At 45.5% G+C, this 17,754-nt stretch carries 16 protein-coding genes and 1 pseudogene; 8 read left to right on the plus strand and 9 right to left on the minus strand.

The features are described 5' to 3' along the window. Positions 1 to 450: 450 nt before the first annotated feature. A complete protein-coding gene (locus QT979_RS19130) occupies positions 451 to 648 on the minus strand; it encodes a hypothetical protein (RefSeq protein WP_333311401.1) in 198 nt (65 codons plus the stop codon). Between the two features lie 179 nt (positions 649 to 827). Further along, entirely contained in the window at positions 828 to 1,865 is a 1,038-nt protein-coding gene (locus QT979_RS19135; protein ID WP_333311402.1) for an NADP(H)-dependent aldo-keto reductase, read from the minus strand. A 188-nt stretch (positions 1,866 to 2,053) separates the two neighbouring features. Between QT979_RS19135 and QT979_RS19140 the strand changes: the two genes are divergently transcribed. The 5 genes from QT979_RS19140 (at position 2,054) to QT979_RS19160 (ending at position 9,060) form a co-directional block, all read left to right on the plus strand. Further along, entirely contained in the window at positions 2,054 to 3,193 is a 1,140-nt protein-coding gene (locus QT979_RS19140) for a DegT/DnrJ/EryC1/StrS family aminotransferase (protein WP_333311403.1), read from the plus strand. A 149-nt stretch (positions 3,194 to 3,342) separates the two neighbouring features. Then, positions 3,343 to 4,218, plus strand: coding sequence for a cyanoexosortase B (gene crtB, locus QT979_RS19145; RefSeq protein WP_333311416.1), 876 nt, complete (start codon positions 3,343 to 3,345; stop codon positions 4,216 to 4,218). Continuing rightward, positions 4,218 to 4,937 (plus strand): cyanoexosortase B system-associated protein, encoded by a 720-nt coding sequence (locus QT979_RS19150; RefSeq protein WP_333214492.1) that lies wholly within the window; start codon positions 4,218 to 4,220, stop codon positions 4,935 to 4,937. Before crtB ends, QT979_RS19150 begins: the two co-directional genes overlap by 1 nt. A gap of 128 nt (positions 4,938 to 5,065) precedes the next feature. Beyond that, positions 5,066 to 6,643: a polysaccharide biosynthesis/export family protein gene (locus QT979_RS19155; protein ID WP_333311404.1), complete on the plus strand. Its 1,578-nt coding sequence runs from the start codon at positions 5,066 to 5,068 to the stop codon at positions 6,641 to 6,643. A 137-nt stretch (positions 6,644 to 6,780) separates the two neighbouring features. Beyond that, on the plus strand, positions 6,781 to 9,060 hold the full coding sequence (locus tag QT979_RS19160; RefSeq protein ID WP_333214496.1) for a lipopolysaccharide biosynthesis: 2,280 nt from the start codon (positions 6,781 to 6,783) through the stop codon (positions 9,058 to 9,060). Positions 9,061 to 9,445: 385 nt separating this feature from the next. On the opposite strand, the gene QT979_RS19165 is transcribed toward QT979_RS19160, so the two are convergent. Next, positions 9,446 to 9,724, minus strand: a complete 279-nt coding sequence (locus QT979_RS19165; protein WP_333171805.1) for a hypothetical protein — start codon at positions 9,722 to 9,724, stop codon at positions 9,446 to 9,448. Then, a complete protein-coding gene (locus QT979_RS19170; RefSeq protein WP_333214498.1) occupies positions 9,714 to 9,884 on the minus strand; it encodes a hypothetical protein in 171 nt (56 codons plus the stop codon). The genes QT979_RS19165 and QT979_RS19170 overlap by 11 nt, the downstream gene beginning before the upstream one ends. Before the next feature lie 277 nt (positions 9,885 to 10,161). On the opposite strand from QT979_RS19170, the gene lpdA reads away from it, so the two are divergent. Further along, positions 10,162 to 11,598 carry a dihydrolipoyl dehydrogenase gene (gene lpdA, locus QT979_RS19175; RefSeq protein WP_333214500.1) on the plus strand — a complete coding sequence of 479 codons (1,437 nt, stop codon included), beginning with the start codon at positions 10,162 to 10,164 and terminating at the stop codon, positions 11,596 to 11,598. A 56-nt stretch (positions 11,599 to 11,654) separates the two neighbouring features. On the opposite strand, the gene QT979_RS19180 is transcribed toward lpdA, so the two are convergent. From QT979_RS19180 to QT979_RS19195, 4 genes are all read right to left on the minus strand, one after another. Continuing rightward, a complete protein-coding gene (locus tag QT979_RS19180) occupies positions 11,655 to 11,828 on the minus strand; it encodes a hypothetical protein (protein ID WP_333311405.1) in 174 nt (57 codons plus the stop codon). A gap of 263 nt (positions 11,829 to 12,091) precedes the next feature. Continuing rightward, complete coding sequence (locus QT979_RS19185; protein ID WP_333214502.1) at positions 12,092 to 12,520, minus strand: DUF202 domain-containing protein; 429 nt, start codon at positions 12,518 to 12,520, stop codon at positions 12,092 to 12,094. A gap of 219 nt (positions 12,521 to 12,739) precedes the next feature. Continuing rightward, positions 12,740 to 14,155 carry an LCP family protein gene (locus QT979_RS19190; RefSeq protein WP_333214504.1) on the minus strand — a complete coding sequence of 472 codons (1,416 nt, stop codon included), beginning with the start codon at positions 14,153 to 14,155 and terminating at the stop codon, positions 12,740 to 12,742. 104 nt (positions 14,156 to 14,259) lie between these two features. Further along, positions 14,260 to 14,634 (minus strand): hypothetical protein, encoded by a 375-nt coding sequence (locus tag QT979_RS19195; RefSeq protein ID WP_333085806.1) that lies wholly within the window; start codon positions 14,632 to 14,634, stop codon positions 14,260 to 14,262. A gap of 245 nt (positions 14,635 to 14,879) precedes the next feature. Here QT979_RS19195 and rpe point away from each other — a divergent pair, with 245 nt between their 5' ends. Next, positions 14,880 to 15,581, plus strand: coding sequence for a ribulose-phosphate 3-epimerase (gene rpe / locus QT979_RS19200; RefSeq protein ID WP_190744589.1), 702 nt, complete (start codon positions 14,880 to 14,882; stop codon positions 15,579 to 15,581). Positions 15,582 to 15,677: 96 nt separating this feature from the next. Here rpe and QT979_RS19205 read toward each other — a convergent pair whose 3' ends face one another. Beyond that, a complete protein-coding gene (locus QT979_RS19205; RefSeq protein WP_333214508.1) occupies positions 15,678 to 16,460 on the minus strand; it encodes a DsbA family protein in 783 nt (260 codons plus the stop codon). Positions 16,461 to 17,460: 1,000 nt separating this feature from the next. Between QT979_RS19205 and QT979_RS29065 the strand changes: the two are divergent. Then, a pseudogene (locus QT979_RS29065) lies at positions 17,461 to 17,601 on the plus strand (winged helix-turn-helix domain-containing protein); the annotation flags it as partial. Between the last annotated feature and the right edge of the window lie 153 nt (positions 17,602 to 17,754).

Below are 17,754 nucleotides of genomic sequence, written 5' to 3' on the forward strand. Positions count from 1 at the left end.
TTTACATAAATACTTGTGTTTTACATAAATACTTGTGTTTTACATAAATACTTGTGTTTTACATAAATACTTGTGTTTTACATAAATACTTGTGTTTTACATAAATACTTGTGTGCTAAACTACACTGATACTTTTGTACTAAAAAAAGTGACTTTTATTTACGATCGCCCCTACCGATCGACACTATCCAAGTCAACAAGCGATTTGGGAGACAGCAATGAGCAAATTTCAGTTATTCGATGCAGTGAGTTTAACCGAACCCATCGCCCAAAACATACTCTTTCATTGTGGTACGGGCGTCTCGCCCTTACATCATCTGCGGTTTAAATATTCATTGACAACAAAAAAGTGCGATCGCCTATTCCCAGCGCTGGGAAGGGATGTTAAAGAAGGTTAAAATATTCATTAACCACAAAAAGGTCGATCGCCCAAAACAGCGCCAAAACAAACTACTTGCCTAATACCACAACATCCGTACTGCTAGCAAAAGCCGGATGAATAAATTCCTCCTTCTCTTCCAGCGTGATGTAACCCTTATCTACAGCTAGCTGCATCACTTCCTGAAGAAAACCTCTGAGGGTATTTAATACGTGAGTGCGATCCCATTCAAAAACCTTTTCCCAACCAGAAGTTGTAAACTTCCTCAACTAAAACTTACGCAGGGGAAGTCAGAAACCGGGTTTTTTCGGTAAAACTTCGTTACAGCCGGCAGATTCACTAAAAAACCCGGTTTCTTTGGCGGAGTGCCTAAGTTCTGTCTATGTAATTTTCGCATATTAAAGTGGTAAGTTGGGTTTTGTTACCTCAACCCAACCTACTAATAAACTTACGGTGTCGGATTCGGATACTTAGCGTGCACCGCATCGATTTCCGCTATAATCTCCCGATCCAAATTCACCTCCAAACTACCGATATTTTCCTCCAACTGTTCGAGACTTGTTGCACCGATAATTGTGCTCGTGACAAACCAGCGCGATCGCACATACGCCAAAGCCATCTGCGCCGGACTTATCCCATTTTTACCCGCAATCTCAACATACGCTTTCACCGCATCATTCAGATTAGTTTTATCGTAACGCTGACCAAATCCCGCAAATAAAGCCAACCTAGAATTTTCGGGAATTCCATTCAAGTATTTCCCGGTTAACAGCCCAAATCCCAAAGGACTATAAGCCAGCAATCCCACATTCTTAAAACGGCAAGTTTCGGCTAAATTCAAGTGAAATGTCCGATTGCTCAAACTGAAAGCATTCTGAATCGAAACAACCTTCGGCAAGCCGTGTTTTTCAGCCAACGTGCAAAACTCGCAAACTCCCCAAGGCGTCTCGTTACTCAAACCCAAATAGCGGATTTTCCCAGCTTTAATCAAGTCAGCAAATACCTCTAACTGTTCGAGAATCGGTACAGTTTCGTGCTCTTGGGCGATGTCGTAATCCGGCGCACCAAATAAGGGTACGTAGCGGTCTGGCCAGTGGATCTGATAGAGGTCGATGTAGTCAGTTTGCAAGCGCTTCAGGCTGTCATTCAGGGCTTTTTCGACATTTGGGCGATCGATCTGATTTTTACCTTCCCGAATCCACTTTAATCGAGTGCTTCTGCCCGCCACTTTAGTCGCTATAATGACTTTATCCCGCTGCTGTTTCGCCAACCATTCGCCGATATATTCCTCTGTTTTGCCCTGAGTTTCCGCCTTTCCAGGGACAGGATACATTTCTGCCGTATCGATAAAGTTGATTCCTCTATCGATCGCAAAATCGAGCTGTTGGGCCGCTTCTGCAACGGTGTTCTGCTGGCCATAAGTCATCGTACCCAAACAGATTTCAGATACTGATAAGTCACTGTCGCCTAGTTTTTTGTATTCCATGAGTTTGATTGCTGGAAAATTATCTGATTCTATATTACAGAAAAAGTTTGATTTAATTGACAGCTCCAGAAAAGTGCGATCGGCTTTCTCCTCTCTTCCTCTTTTCCTCTGCGCCCTCTGCGGTTAAAAAAAATTAAAAGATATCCGCACTTAAATGTTAATATAAATAATTAGTATTCCTCTGATGTATGAGTAGTCGCCCGCCAAAAGTTCCGTTTGTAAATCTCTCCCTGCAACACCAACCAATCCAATCTCAAATAACAGAAACAATTGGAAAAATTATCGAGCAAGGAGATTTTATTTTAGGCCAAGCACTCGCCGAATTTGAAACAGCATTTGCAGCAGCTTCGGGAGTAAAATACGGCGTAGGAGTGGCTTGTGGAACAGATGCGATCGCTCTGGGACTCCAAGCTTGCGGCATTAATCCGGGCGACGAAATTATCATACCCGCGAACACTTTTATCGCCACCGTCATCGCCGTCCTCCAAGCCAAAGCTATACCTATTCTTGTAGATTGCGACCCGGAAACCGCCCTGATTGACCTCACAGCCGCCGAAACAGCAGTTACCTCGAAAACTAAAGCAATTATCCCCGTACACCTCTACGGTCAAATGGTATCGCCTCGGCAGCTTTTAGATTTTGCGAACCGCCACGATTTAATCATATTTGAAGATGCCGCCCAAGCGCACTTAGCCGAAAGAGAAGGATACCGCGCGGGTTCCATTGGTACAGCAGCAGCATTCAGCTTTTATCCCAGCAAAAACCTCGGTTCTTTTGGCGACGGCGGGATGTTCATTACTAACGATGCAGAGCTCGCAGAAAAAATGCGAACTCTCCGCAATTACGGAGCACCTACCAAATATTTGCACACAGAAATTGGCAGCAACAGCCGCCTCGACAATTTGCAAGCTGCCGTACTCAATGTTAAATTGCCTTACTTAGAAAAATGGAATCGCGATCGCACCGCCGCCGCCCAACACTACAATACTCTACTACAACCATTGAAACACAAAGGCATTGTACCGATCGCCAACCACAGCAGCAGCGGTCACATTTATCACCTATATGTTATCCAAATTACTGAGGAAAGCTCGATCAACCGCAACACCCTTCAGGAAAAACTCGGCCAACACGGCATTCAAACAGGTATACACTATCCCGTACCTTGTCACCTGCAACCCGCCTACCAAAACTTAGGCAATCGGGGCGACTTTCCCCACGCAGAAACCCTGTGCGAACAAATTTTATCATTGCCAATGTATCCCGGATTGAGCAATACTCAGATCGAGCAAGTTGTTCGGGCGATCGTACTATCATTGAATTGCTAATTGTTCATAAAACTTATGCTGGAGTTGTTTCAAGCAGTAGGGTGCAGTTCTCAAAGCGTTTGGGTGGGAAATTAACAAATCTTTAACTCACAGTTGAAAACCCGAAAGCGTTGCGAATCCAGCGCGGCAATCTTAAAACTTCTCAAACCATGCACATCCAGCGCAAAATTCGCATTGTTTTCAAGCGATACCTCCTGGCGGAAGGTATCACTGTGCTCCTAGTGCTGCTGTACGCCCCCCTGCTAGTACACTGGTACGACGGCTGGCTCAACAAAAGCATCAGCCTCGAACACGAATATTTCAGCCACGGACTAATTGGTTTGCCCTACGCAGCTTATGTTGCTTGGATGAACCGAAAGTCCTGGCGCAGCTTGCCCCACTCACCGCATCCTTTGGGAGGCTTTTTGCTGGTACTAGCCACGCTTTTTTATCTGAGTCGCTTGAGCGATTTAGTAAATTTATCCCTCCCCGTAATGCTAGCCAGCATTTGCTTATCTTTAAAAGGAATTCCCGGCTTACAATTGCAGGCGATGCCACTTTTGTTCGTATTTCTGGCATCGCCGAACCACATTCCTTACCTCCTAGAACCCTACGCCTTACCCTTACAGCAATTTATTGCTGAAGCATCAGGCTGGATATTAATTAAGGTTGGTATCAACGTGAGAGTGGAAGAAATTTATCTGTACGTAAACGAGCGCATTGTAGAAGTTGCTCCACACTGTGCAGGCTTAAAAATGCTGTTTACCAGTCTTTACGTCAGCTTAATTCTACTGGATTGGACGGGAGTTTGGAACTCTCGCAAAAAAAGTCTTTTGTTTTTAGTGATTACATCCATTATTAGCATTACTTCCAACATTTTTCGCAATACTTTGCTAACTTACTTTCACGGAACCAACAGAGAGGCGCTTTTTACTTGGCTACACGCCGGATGGGGCGGAGATTTGTATTCTGCTTGTATACTAGGGTTATTGGTACTTCTCCTCAACGGGATGGAAAAGTATTTCCCTAGTCAGTCTGGCAATTAATGAAACAGATGATTTCAGCACAGAAACTACTGCGGCGGTATCAATTATCTAAAATTATGGTGCTGGTGTTTTTGCTGGTATTAGTTGGGGCAGTAGCAATTCCCGGCTACGCGACGGGAAGATGGCCTTGGACAAACCCACCAACCCTTGCCAACCTCAAGCAATTAAGAAGTGTGCACCAAAACGGGATAAAAATTCCTGGGTGGCAAGTTATAGCCGTTCAGAATAACGTCCAAATTGGCGCTCACAGATGGTTAGTTCAAGAAATTAAAAAAGATAAAACAATTGCCATTTTATTGCTGTTGCCTCAAAATTACCCCAAAAACCAGCCCCAAGTAGAATGGCTAGATATCGATGGATTTCACCGATGGCAAACCGATTCTCATCGCACTTTGAGGTTTACAGTTAAATTAGCACCAATACCCGGCCAGCCAACGCCTAATGTCGAGGCGAGGTTTTTCCGAAGCTGGACTCGCCAACAAACTTTTGCTGTCGTGCAGTGGTACGCTTGGCCTAACGGGGGTTCTCCAACAACCAGCCGCTGGTTTTGGGAAGACAGTATTGCTAGACTCTCGAACCGCCGCGCCTCTTGGGTTGCTGTCAGTATCATCCTTCCCATTCAACCGCAGGGGGAGATTAAGATAGCTCAACCATTGTTGGAATCTCTTGCCGAAAGTGTCCAGGCTAAATTAATTACAGAAACTTTTCGGTTTCAGTAAGCAGGTATGTGCAAATAAATCGGCCTAGGGGGTGGGCGGATTTTGCCACAATCAACTGCTTCTTAGTAAATATCTGGGTTCAACCCGCCCGAAAATATCTTATTGTTTTTTCTCGTCGCTATATTTAGATGAAACTTACAAGTCAGACCATTATTCAAAATATTACTTTTTTAAATCCTCTGAAAATGTGGCAAAAATCCCCTATTAAAAATCGCCTCGCTTTTTACTTAGCAGGCCTGCATTCAACTGCTTGGACTCTATCTTTTGCTGCTGTATTCTGGGGTTTTAATAGCAAAAATTTTTCGGAAACGGCTTTAGCTCAATCTGTTGCTCCTGGTTCCGAGCGCCTCGTGGCGCCACCGCCATTGCGTTTACCGCCACCGCCCCCTGCCAATTTCAACCGGGATATTAACCCAGCTTTTCGGAATCGGCCCTACCGCCTCGGGCCGGGAGACCAGATTTCTGTTCAAGTTCAGCGCTTCCCAGAGCTAGGTTTTACGGGTCCAATCAGCCCTGAAGGCGTAATTGTACTACCGCTAATCGGAACAGTAAATGTGCGTGGTCTTACTGTCGAAGAATCACAGCAGCGCCTCCGGGAGCGCTTTGGCCAATTTATCAAAAATCCTCAAGTCTCGGCTGCTTTGCTGGTTCAGCGCCCCGTAGTGGTGACCGTGACGGGGGAAGTTGCCAGACCGGGTTTTTATCCGTTGCAAACCCCCCAGCTTCCTGCTGCTTTGGCGGCTGCTGCTGGGACTAATCCTACGGCGGAACTGCGGGCGGTGCGGGTGCGGCGGACTCTGCCGGGAGGTGCTGTCGCGGAGCAAGTTGTTGATATTTTGACACCGTTGCAAACTGGTATTGCTCCACCGGATTTGCGTTTGGAAGATGGAGATGCGATCGTCGTACCGTATAAACAGGTTAGGCCCGATCGCAAATCCGATCAAGATTTAGCATCCAGGTACAGCCTCGCTGCTGCTGCTGTCCCCGTCCAAATCACTGTCACCGGAGAAGTCAGCAAACCTGGTTTTTACACGCTTCCGGCGGGTTCGGGTCGAATTTCGGCTGCTTTGGTGATTGCGGGGGGAGTCACGGGAAAAGCCGATTTGCGGGAGGTGCGAGTGCGGCGGACGCTGATGAACGGCTCCTCGGTCGAGGAACCAATCGACCTCTACACTCCCCTAGCAAACGGTAACGATTTGTTCGATTTTCCTTTGGCATCGGGAGATGTGATTGTCATCCCGGAATTGGACGCTAGTACCAAAAACCTAGACTACGACAAAGCTCTAGTTTCGCGGTCTACTTTGATTAAGCCCAGGATCTACGTTCGAGTTTTGAGTTACGCTAGTGGTGGTTTGACCTCGTTCTACATAGAAAATGGCAGCAGGTTTTTGGATGCTCTCAACAACTTGCCTGTTAATCTTGCTGACTTGCGGAAAATAGCCCTGATTCGGTTCGACGAAAAGCAAGGTAGAGCAATCAACCGTTCGATAGATGCTAAAGCTGCTTTGGAGGGCAATGTTTCTCAGAACCCGATGCTCGAAGATAATGATGTGATTGTGATTGGTAGGAATCTGGTAGAGCGCATTGGTTATGTACTCAACACTTTTACTCGACCATTCCGGGATACTTTGGGATTTATTCTGTTCTTTGAGCAGTTGAGAAATGGAGTAACAGATTTGTTCGGCCCGTCACGTAATGATAGGTAGTCAGTTGGCAGTTGGCAGTTGGCAGTTGGCGGTTGGCAGTTGGCAGTAGTCATTAGTCATTAGTCATTAGTCATTAGTTATGATTTATCGTTAACAATTAGCAATCTAAAATCTAAAATCTAAAATCTAAAATCGTTATGACTTTATCCGTTGTTAAACGTTATTTAATTGCTTTTGACCAATACAAGTGGGTGGGACTGGCTACTCTCGCGGTGACTGTGGGCGTGTCGGGAGTAGTGGCTATGCAGCCAAAGCCTGCGCCAGTTTACGTTGCAATAGGTACGCTGGCCTACGACAGACCGAGCGTGATTTTTTCATCCACTACTACTAAAATTCAACAGGAAGGACAAGAAATAACTAAAGATATGCTGCTGGATACAAGGGTGGTTGAACCAGCAGCAAAAAAACTCATCAAACCCGAAGGAAAATTAAACAAAGAAGAAGCGGAAAAAGTACAAGCTTTGGCTGACAAGCTGGGAAAAGATGTGCAAATAAAGATGCCCAGTAAGAATAATGACCCCAGCGCTTTGATTCAAATATTGTACAAAAATGCCGAGCGTAAACAAGCAGAAGCGGTAGTAAAGACGCTGATGAACGAAATGGTGGAACACAGCAAAAATATTAATACTTCTAGACTGCGAGAAACGATCACCCAAATCAACCAGCGTTTGCCGAAAGTAACTCAGGAACTTAGAGAGACGGAAGCAAAACTTGAAGCCTACGAAAAACGAGAAGGAACTTCAATTTTAGCAGCTCAGAGCGGTGCTTTGCCGCAAGCGATTACCAGCATCCAACAGCAGCAGCGGCAACTCCGCGTGCAGTTGGGAGGAATTGAAGCTCAAATTAACAGTTTGCAGGATCGCTTGGGATTGAATGTGGAGCAAGCTTACGTCGCTCAAGCACTCTCAGCCGATCCAATTATTGCCCAACTGCGAGTGCAATTGTTTTCGATCGAATCTCAGCTCAAAATTCTCCGCAGCGACTTGCAGGAGGAACACCCGAAAATTGTAGAATTGCTTAAACAAAAACTTGCTTTTGAGCAGCAGTTGCAGCAGCGCCAGTCTGAGGTACTCGGCGGTAACGGGGTGGCGGCTCCGCTCAGAAGTGCCGATCGAATTCGGGTAGACTCTTCTTTAGATCCGGCCAGACAGCAGTTAGCTCAAACTTTGATTGCTTTGCAAACGCAGCGGGATACGGTGCAACAGCAACTCCAAGGAATCGAGAAAACTGAAAAAGAATTGCGTCGGGAACACGCGACAATCCCCAACAAGCAGTTAGAACAAGCCCGTTTGGCCCAGCAAGTGGCGTTCAAAAAAGCTCTCTACGACAAGATGTTGTCGGCTTTGGTAGATGCTGAGGCGGCGGTAGCTGAGACAACGGGGAGTTTGAGAATCGCCCAATGGCCGCAAACTGATGACGTTGAGTCCAACAAGAGAGGTTTGCCCGTGATGCTGGCGGTGGGCGGATTTGTGGGATTGCTGCTGGGCGGGGGGTTGATATTTCTGTTAGGGATGCTCAACGGCAAGTTTTACAGTTGGGAAGAAGTGCGGGCGGCTTTGGTGGAAAAAGAGGTGCCGATACTGGCAGTTTTGCCTGAAGTGACGGTGTTTGATTCCTACGGCGATGAAATGCCTCTGGCCCTGGAGGTAAATTCTCCCTATTTGGAATTTTACGAGCGGTTGCGTACTAATTTGCGCCGGATCGGGAACAAACCGGTAAAGGTGGTGTTGCTGACTTCGGCAGCGCCTTTGGAGGGGAAAAGTTTTAGTGCTTACAATTTGGCAATTGCATCGGCTCGATCGGGTAAACGGACTTTACTAATTGAAGCAGATTTGCGATCGCCTTCTAACGTTGAATCTTTGAAAATTGCTGCTGATCCTTTGGCGACTGTGGAACCTTTGCACTATTACGGCAATATTAGCGAGTGCGTCCTTTTGGTTCCAGAGGTAGAGAATCTATACGTTGTGCCGAGTCCCGGCTTTTTGCGGCAAGCCTCCGCCGTACTAGAATCCAGCGAAATGCGGAGATTGTTTGAGGATGTTCGCAACCGCTTTGATTTTGTGGTTGTGGATTCTCCGGCGTTGAGCGAGTGCAACGATGCCCTGACGCTGGAACCGTACACGGACGGTATGATTTTGGTGGCGCGGCCTGGTTACACTTTGTCTAGTATGTTGTCTGAGGCTGCAGATCAGTTGCTGGAATCTGAGGATGAGGATTCGCATAAATCCGGGCCGCGGCTGTTGGGAGCGATTATTAACGGTGCTGATATTCCGGTGAAGTTCCGCAATGATATTGATATTGATGAATGGGAGTTGCCTGTGAGTGCGATCGGCGATCGGGCGATCGAAGTGCGATCGAGGCAATTACCGCAGCACTCAAAGCCTAAAAACAAGGCTATTAATAGTAAATTGAGATGATTTATCTGGCTTGATTCTGTAAAAGCAATCCTCAACTAAATATGAATATATTGTAGGCAGCGACATCAGCAGCTTAAGTCGAAATCAGCGTTAACAGCCAGTCTATTTTAGATTTTATATTTTAGAACCGACCCCACAGATGAATCTGGGAGGAAGAATTTTGGTCTAAAATTTTTCGTTTTCCACGACTCCTGTCTTAAAGCAAGTCTCCGTTTTTGGGCGAGTTCAACATTCAACAGCCAGTCAATTTTATATTTTAGATTTTAGGTTGAAAAATTGACTCCACAGATGAATCTGGGAGCTGGAAATTAGGTGTAAAATTGGTCACTTGTCAACCGTCAACCGTCAACCGTCAACCGTCATTACTTGAAAATGTGTCATCGCACTATTGATTGGATTCAGGGCGTTTCTGGTGTTTGCTCTGGATAAACTGTTCCAAATCGGCGATCGCATCTTCAAAATCCGACAAATTAATTTTCGCAGGTCTAGTCTTCTTCGGCAAACTCGAAGACTGACTCGAAGACTTAGCCGGAGGCGGTGGAGATTTCGGTTGTGCAGCTTGAGTGCTGTTCGATTCTATAGAATCGAACAATTCATCCAGGGACTCAAAAAATGATTGAGCCGAGGCCCGGCGTAAATCTTTCTGGTCGTCGTCATCCGTCATAAGCCACTCCATAGACTCTAAAAGTTGCCAACAAACTCTGCCCGCCCCCAAGGCGTGCAGACATGAAAACCCGACTAAAACAAGCAAGCGGACACAATTTAACCGGACGGTGGAATGCTTGCTGCTGAACTTGCTGCCCTATAAAACCTGTAGCGGGCATTGTCAGCCTTCAAACTATATTTAACTCTACACCCGCCTACTGAGTGATTTGAGACTTGGTGCAGACCCAGCTCAAAATCATTGACCCTGAAAAAATCTCAGTTACGGCTCTTTCGTTGTCTAATTAACCCTAGTCTAGTCGAGAATAAGGAGACAGGACTTATGCAACTATTACCGCTGTTCAAGGGTTGCGATGGCAACGCGCCACCCCGAAAGGACCCAGAGACGGTGTTTTTTGCTTGAGTCCTAAGATTTCAAAGGCATTAGGAGATTTTAAGGTGACTCAGGGATTTGATTACGATTTAGCAATTATCGGCGCTGGCGTGGGCGGACACGGCGCGGCCATACACGCGGTTAGCTGCGGGCTGAAAGTGGCAATTATCGAAGCGGGGGACATGGGGGGGACTTGCGTCAACCGCGGCTGCATTCCCTCGAAGGCGCTGTTGGCGGCTTCCGGGCGAGTGCGAGATTTGCGGAATGCCCACCACCTAAAGACTTTGGGTATTCAATTGGGCAGTGTGGATTTCGATCGCGGGGCGATCGCCAATCACGCTAATACTATTGTTAGCAAACTTCGCGGCGACTTGACCAACAGCCTCAAACGTTTGAACGTGGATGTCATCCAAGGTTGGGGCAAAATTGCCAGTGCTCAAAAAATTACCGTCGAAACCGATAAAGGCGAGAAAACTATTACTGCCAAGGATATTATTCTCGCTCCCGGTTCGGTTCCCTTCGTCCCCCCCGGGATAGAAATTGACGGCAAAACTGTATTTACCAGCGATGATGCAGTCAGGCTGGAATCGCTGCCGAAGTGGATCGCAATTATTGGCAGCGGTTATATCGGTTTGGAGTTTTCGGATATTTACACAGCCCTGGGCTGCGAAATTACGATGATTGAAGCTCTAGACCAATTGATGCCGACTTTTGACCCGGATATTGCTAAATTAGCAGAACGAGTGTTAATTGCACCCCGCGATATTGAAACAAAAGTAGGTGTTTTGGCCAAGAAGATTATTCCTGGTTCGCCGGTAATTATTGAATTAGCTGATTTCAAAACTAAGGAAGTTGTCGAAGTTTTGGAAGTTGACGCTTGTTTGGTAGCAACTGGTCGGGTGCCGGTGAGCAAGAATTTGGGGTTAGAAACTGTTGGCGTGGAAACGATGCGCGGTTATATCCCAGTTAACGATAAGATGCAGGTTTTGGCGGCGGGAGAACCGGTGCAAAATTTGTGGGCTATCGGCGATGTTAATGGCAAGATGATGTTAGCGCATTCTGCGTCTGCTCAGGGAATTGCTGCGGTGGAAAATATTTGCGGTCGTGCGCGCGAAGTTGACTATTTGAGTATCCCGGCGGCGGCGTTTACTCACCCGGAAATTAGCTATGTGGGGATGACTGAACCTGCGGCCAAAGAGTTAGGAAAAGCTGAAGGGTTTGAGGTCGGTTCTGTCAAGAGTTATTTTAAGGGAAATTCTAAGGCTATTGCGGAGGGTGAAACTGACGGTATGGCTAAGGTGATTTACCGGAAAGATACTGGGGAGTTGTTGGGAGTTCACATTTTCGGTTTGCACGCTTCGGATTTAATTCAGGAGGCGGCAAATGCGATCGCCCAGCGCGATTCTGTTAACACTTTGGCATTCCGAGTCCACACGCACCCGACGCTTTCGGAAGTGTTGGATGAGGCGTTTAAACGGGCGGCTGGAGCGGGTAGTCATTAATCTGTAGGGGCTGTTTTCTTGTTTTAGATCCCCGGCTTCTTGAAGAAGTCGGGGATTTAAGTATTCTGTTTGAGGGCGGTGGTAGAGTAAGTTAAAGGAGATGAAAGTGTTCGCAATTGCAATCTTTTAGTATTCTCCAGAACTGGCAAGATGCCTGTTCCACAAAGAGTAAGTTTTTTTGTGGAGTGGGCATCCTGCCCGCCCGTCAAAGGCTTATTGAGAAATGACATTCCCTCTTGGTGAATATTCCTCAATAAAGGCTCGTTGTAATGTATAAATCGCTGTTCGTCAATAATAAACAGACAGCTAATTACTTCATTTCACTTGCTTCCGCTTGTAAGTTGTACAGTATTTAAATTGTATATTTCGATGACCCGATCAAAAATCTTCAAATTCTCTCCCCATCTCTCGAACACCATAGACAATCTAGATTCACAAAAGCTTAAGGATATGGTTGGGGTTATTTTCACTTTAGCTAAGCGATCGGGTTAACTTAGAATTGAGAGTTTTTAGGAGTTGAAGTGGGAGCTATATTTCCGCGATCTCGCCATAGCAATAACGGAATGCTTAACGTTCCTAAAATCATTACAACTCCAGTCAGAATCCAAACTAGCACACGATTTGGGCGATAATCACCTCGCTCAATTTGCCAGAAAACTCGATTATAACGCCATGCTGCCAAGGCAATGACCGCAATTCCAAAAACGACCAGACTCAGCCCTAAAGTTTCTGAGTTGAAGAAGGGAGGGGAGGAAACTTCTTGCTGAGTCACTGTAGCTTGAAATTGACGGAGAAATAAACTAAACCGACTGATTGCAAACCCAAAACCAATTAAAGCGAGTGAAGTTCGTAACCATGCCAGAAAGGTGCGTTCATTTGCCTGATGTTCCCGCTGCCGGTCTATTTTAGCACCCTTGTTCATCAACCCTACCTTTATAAAATATTTTAAGCTTTCCCTCGTTGATTATTGTTTCAGTTGAGATTGCGGAGGGAAGTATCGCTATGGAGATCGTGATTCATCATCACCAAAAAATATAGTACAGTAAATCGACAAAAAGCGATCGCTTCCCTCTCATACCAACAGAAAATAAGAGGACACAGCATTGCTGTGTCCCTACAAATACTGCGGTTAAAGCCCAGTTTAAAAAGACTTAGCTGCACTGCCGGAATGAGCCTTTTTCTCCAACCAATCCTTACCCAATCTAATTGTCACGTCGGACTGCAAAGAACCGGTACTCTCAACCAACACATCTCCAAAACCCAAAAACTGGCGAATCGCTTGAGCACCTTTAATATCGCCCTGTTGAGCTACTAGAGTAGTTACTTCCAGGGGTTCCGGCCAAGCTTTATAAACCTGAACATTCCGATAACCGGCTTGAGTCAAATTATTGACAAAATCTTCAACAGCCGATGGATCTCCGGTACTATCTTGAATCGCCACGTTCAGAAAAGTCGAATCAGCATTCTCAATTGTCCAAGTATTTTGGCCGAAGTCAAAATGTTCCGCCACCATAGTTTCGATGGCATATTGGTCTGGCAACCAAAAACTTGCCTTGTAGTCCTTAGAATCGCTAAATTTGCCGGGAACCATCAACATCTGGACGCCTGCGCGATCGGTTTGAGTAGCAAAACCAGCCAAAGCTACCAATTCTTCTATACTCAAATTCGTGTCAAGGTGAGACTGAATCACCGACAAAATCTTCGGTAGTCGAGACAGCAAACCTACATTTACTTCCTGTTCCACAAAAGCCCGCATCAACAATTGCTGGCGCTGCACCCGCCCGATGTCGCCCAAATCGTCGTGCCGATAAAGCAAATATTGCACGATTTGTTCGCCGTTGAGTTTTTGCTTACCAGCCTTTAAATCTATATATAAATGCTGGCTGTTATCGGTATACTTCATGTCTTTAGGGACATTAATAGTAATGCCACCCAGGGCATCGACCAAACTTTTTATGCCATGAATATTAACTGTGACGTAGCGGTCAATTCCCACACCGCCAAGGAGTCCGCTGACTGACTTCGCTGACGAAGCCGGGCCACCGTAGTAATTAGCTTCGTTGATTTTCACGACACCCCTGCCTTCAACATAGGTGCGGGTGTCTCGCGGAATGGAAAGCACGCTTAACTTTTTATTTTGAGGGTCAAATCTAACCAAAAGCATGGTATCGGTTAAGCCCTTAAAGGAGTTTTCCCAAACCTCGTATCCGACATTTTTGTTGACACCTCCTTCGATGTCAGAGGTCAGAACTTTAAGTCCTAAAACTAAAATATTAACTGGGCGAGTCAGCTCCGGCATCTTCATGTTGAGCTTTGCCATGTCGCCTTGAGAAAATACTGCTGCTTCTTCAGGGCTCAACTTTTGTTGCTGAAGCGGCGTTGTAGAAAGGGAGACGGCTAGCAATGCTCCGGCTGTGGCTGAGAGCATGGCTACTCCAGCCAAACCAAAACCAAAACCCAGCCAGCGGCCTCGATGGGGCTGGGAAGCTTTTTTGGTTGCAGGTTGAGCAGTGGATTGTTGGATAGGGTCTTGATTAGGAATTTTTTGAGCTGGCACTGGCTTCCTCACACACAACAAAAATAAAAAAGATAATGGCAATATGTAGTATCAAGCTGAAGACGCACTCAATCAATAGGGTAGGGGCTTAAAAGAACCCTAAATTATGATAAATGTTTGCCTACTACTTGCTCGGCTAAGCGACTAATTCCGGGCAACCATAGTGGTTGACGCTTCCAGAGGCGAACCATCAGTCCCAGAGCAACGATGAAATAGCTGGTTGTTAGCAGGCTACTCATTAATAACATGGGAAGTGTCGGAGATTCCGCAGAAATCGCTCCAGCTTCTAAAAGAATATGTCCTAAGAGCCAACTAAAAGCAAGGGCAATTGCCAAGCGGCTGATGGCTTTGCGTTCGGGACTACCCTGACGGCGGTAAAGAGTCCACAGGGCGGGGAAAAAGCCGATGACTGGGATCATTAATACAAACAGACTGGCACGATCGAGTTCAGGATTTTCTAAGGGATCTGTTTTTTTCATAATTCGCTACTCAAAATTTGCAGAAGGTCAGATGTTGCACACAAGTTATTTGTTAGAGGGAAAATTTATATCCTAAACCAAAATTCCGAGAGCTGGGCTGGTGCGCGATCGCCCAACTTGTCTGTCAGAGGCAAAATTTTTCTGCCCTCCCAATCTCGCGACTGATCGTGGGCAACTTTTCGACCCGGAGACCCGTATTTTGATAAACTGGATACAGCACAGCAGTCAGGAGAACAGACTTAGCCATGACCCAATCCCAAAAACCCATTGTTATTGCTCCATCCATATTATCAGCCGATTTTAGCCGTCTTGGAGAAGAGATTCAGGCTGTCGATCGAGCTGGGGCTGACTGGATTCACGTAGATGTGATGGACGGTCGCTTTGTTCCTAATATTACTATCGGGCCGCTGATTGTTGAGGCAATTCGCCCCGTTACTACCAAGGTGATCGATGTTCACTTGATGATTGTGGAGCCGGAAAAGTACGTCGAGGACTTCGCTAAGGCGGGTGCTGACATTATTTCGGTTCACGCGGAACACAATGCTTCGCCTCACTTGCACCGCACCCTCGGCCAAATTCGGGAATTGGGCAAAATGGCTGGTGTGGTTCTGAATCCTTCGACGCCGCTGGAGTTGATCGAGTACGTGCTGGAACTTTGCGATTTGGTGCTGATTATGAGCGTCAATCCGGGCTTTGGTGGTCAAAGTTTTATCCCGGCTGTTTTGCCGAAAATTCGCCAGTTGCGTAAAATGTGCGACGACAAGGGCCTCGATCCTTGGATTGAGGTAGATGGCGGTTTGAAGGGGAACAATACTTGGCAGGTTCTGGAAGCCGGCGCAAATGCGATCGTCGCTGGTTCTGCTGTGTTTAAGGCCAATGATTACGCAGGGGCGATCGAGGGTATCCGCCACAGCAAGCGCCCGACTCCTGAGTTGGCTGCGGTTTAATCAAAGATTTTTCGAGTTTTTCTGGTTTTTCTCGTTCCCAGCCTACTTTGGCTGGGAACGCATTTTTAGACTCGGTTTCTAAGAGTCAGGAATTACTTATTTCGAGACAGAGGCGAGAATGCTTTCCATCTCAGAAAGCTCGATCGCCCCGGAGAAAGTTTTGCCGTTCATAATAAAGAAGGGAGTGCCTTCAATGCCTAGTTGTTGAGCGAGTTGCACGTCTTTGGCAATGGCGGCTTCTGCAGCGGGGCTGTTGCGATCGGTGTTAAATTTATCTAATTTTAGATTGAGCTTTTGGGCGATCGATGCGTACAATGGCTCGCCTAAATCTTTCTGCCCTTCAAACAAAGCGCTGTAATATTCCCAGAATTTGCCCTGCTGGCCCGCCGCCCAAGCTGCTTTAGCTGCTGGCAGCGCTTGAGGGTGAATAGAAGTCAAGGGAAAATGCTTGTAAGCTAAAGTAACTTTGTCCTGGTGCTTTGCCATAAACTGCTTGACAGTATCGTGAGCGCGCGCGCAAAACGGACATTGAAAGTCAGAGAATTCTAAAAGTACAATCTGCTGCGAAGCTGAACCCGTGGTGGGAGAATCCCCTATCGAAGATTTGGGATTAGTTTTCATCTCCTGCAAAAATGACTGCTGCGCTGCTTTGAGAGACTGCTGCTGTTGTTGCTGGTACGCTTGTACCGACTCTAAAATTGCTTGGGGATTTTCGCGGATCACCTGCAAGACTTGCTCTTTCAACTTGGGATCGACTGAATTGCCAGCCGTTGACTGTGCGGGGGAACAACCGATAAATACCAGGCAACCTGCCAGGAGTACAGCCAAGCAGAAGGCTTGCTGGCTGCGGAGTTTTCGCCAAATAGTGGATACGTTCATCTTTTTTTTCTGATTCACGGCAACACTTAATCCTACATTTAATTTTGCGGAGTGTCAGGTATACCGCTGTTGACTGCTGTGCAGTTCTTTTTATCTGTGACCAATATTTATTTAGTGGCGATCGGTAATTCGTAGTCGGTAATTGGGAAAGGTTGTGAATCACACGAACACCGACTAACCTAATAATTAAGATTTAAATAATGGGAATTTATTATAATATAATTTCGCCTCAACAATACTCCGGACACTTTTTAAAGAGGGAGGCGATCGCAATACCGCAGAGAAGTGAAAAAAGTGAGTGCAATCTGAACCCAAAATCAACATAAAAAAAGGGACTCTTTTAGGCTAAGCTATAAAAACACACAAGCTCAACAGATTGCCTTATGAAAATTATTGAATCCATAGTACAACAAATGTCGGATTAGTCAACCCCAAAAGAAGTTTTTAATCACTTTATTTTCAACTATTTTGCTGGCCTATGGCAAGGTCAACTTCACGAATCTCCGTCGTTATAGCAATCCTAAATCATTATCAAGACTGTGATACAATTATATGCAATACTTAATTATGACAAAAAAAAATGAATAACTTCCAACGTTCACAAAAAAAAATATGGAAAAAAAAATAAGCTGTTACGCATTTAAATTGGAAAATTGGGACAGGCTAGAAGCCCGTCCCACAAGAGTTTTATTGATTTTCGACACACAGTTTAAATGTAGAACAGCTTAGCCCAATTAGAAGATTTTATTAAAAGAAAAGCGATATCGATGCAAGAGAACTAAAACGAGCAATAGCTGTAAGGATGGGGCTTTCAGGTTAAATCTACCATGAAATCAGCAAAATATTAGGTGTAAGTAAGTTTTTCATTTGTTATTGGAAAAAACAATTTAAAACCAAAGGCATCGCCGGAATAAAACTAAGACATAAAGGGTCAAAAGGGTATTTAACAGCTCGGCAAAATACTGAAGTAATCGAGTAGTTAAAGAATAAAGAATATTGGAACTTAGATGAGTTGGTTACTTATTTAGCTCAAGAATTTGGTGTGATATATAAATCAAAAGAGAGTTACTATCAACTTTTCGACCGGGCGAAAATAAGTTGGAAAAAAACTCAAAAAACTAATCCTAAATTTGATAAATAACTGGTAACAAAAAAACGGAAGAGATTAACGATATTTTATTCAAAAACAAAACAAGGCTGGTATAGAGTCTGGGGAAATAATAGTATTGTTTTTAGATGAATGTCATCTACTTCATGGTGATCTGACTGGTTATGTTTGGGGTTAATCAAAAAT

The organism is Microcoleus sp. w2-18bC1, assembly GCF_036700365.1.
Classification (GTDB): domain Bacteria; phylum Cyanobacteriota; class Cyanobacteriia; order Cyanobacteriales; family Microcoleaceae; genus Microcoleus.

Excerpts from the sequence above, each read along its gene's own strand:
- QT979_RS19135 (WP_333311402.1), bottom strand. The coding sequence starts at position 1,865 with ATGGAATACAAAAAACTAGGCGACAGTGACTTATCAGTATCTGAAATC.
- QT979_RS19140 (WP_333311403.1), top strand. The coding sequence starts at position 2,054 with ATGAGTAGTCGCCCGCCAAAAGTTCCGTTTGTAAATCTCTCCCTGCAA.
- crtB (WP_333311416.1), top strand. The coding sequence starts at position 3,343 with ATGCACATCCAGCGCAAAATTCGCATTGTTTTCAAGCGATACCTCCTG.
- QT979_RS19150 (WP_333214492.1), top strand. The coding sequence starts at position 4,218 with ATGAAACAGATGATTTCAGCACAGAAACTACTGCGGCGGTATCAATTA.
- QT979_RS19155 (WP_333311404.1), top strand. The coding sequence starts at position 5,066 with ATGAAACTTACAAGTCAGACCATTATTCAAAATATTACTTTTTTAAAT.
- QT979_RS19160 (WP_333214496.1), top strand. The coding sequence starts at position 6,781 with ATGACTTTATCCGTTGTTAAACGTTATTTAATTGCTTTTGACCAATAC.
- QT979_RS19165 (WP_333171805.1), bottom strand. The coding sequence starts at position 9,724 with ATGACGGATGACGACGACCAGAAAGATTTACGCCGGGCCTCGGCTCAA.
- QT979_RS19170 (WP_333214498.1), bottom strand. The coding sequence starts at position 9,884 with ATGCCCGCTACAGGTTTTATAGGGCAGCAAGTTCAGCAGCAAGCATTC.
- QT979_RS19180 (WP_333311405.1), bottom strand. The coding sequence starts at position 11,828 with ATGTCATTTCTCAATAAGCCTTTGACGGGCGGGCAGGATGCCCACTCC.
- QT979_RS19185 (WP_333214502.1), bottom strand. The coding sequence starts at position 12,520 with ATGAACAAGGGTGCTAAAATAGACCGGCAGCGGGAACATCAGGCAAAT.
- QT979_RS19195 (WP_333085806.1), bottom strand. The coding sequence starts at position 14,634 with ATGAAAAAAACAGATCCCTTAGAAAATCCTGAACTCGATCGTGCCAGT.
- rpe (WP_190744589.1), top strand. The coding sequence starts at position 14,880 with ATGACCCAATCCCAAAAACCCATTGTTATTGCTCCATCCATATTATCA.
- QT979_RS19205 (WP_333214508.1), bottom strand. The coding sequence starts at position 16,460 with ATGAACGTATCCACTATTTGGCGAAAACTCCGCAGCCAGCAAGCCTTC.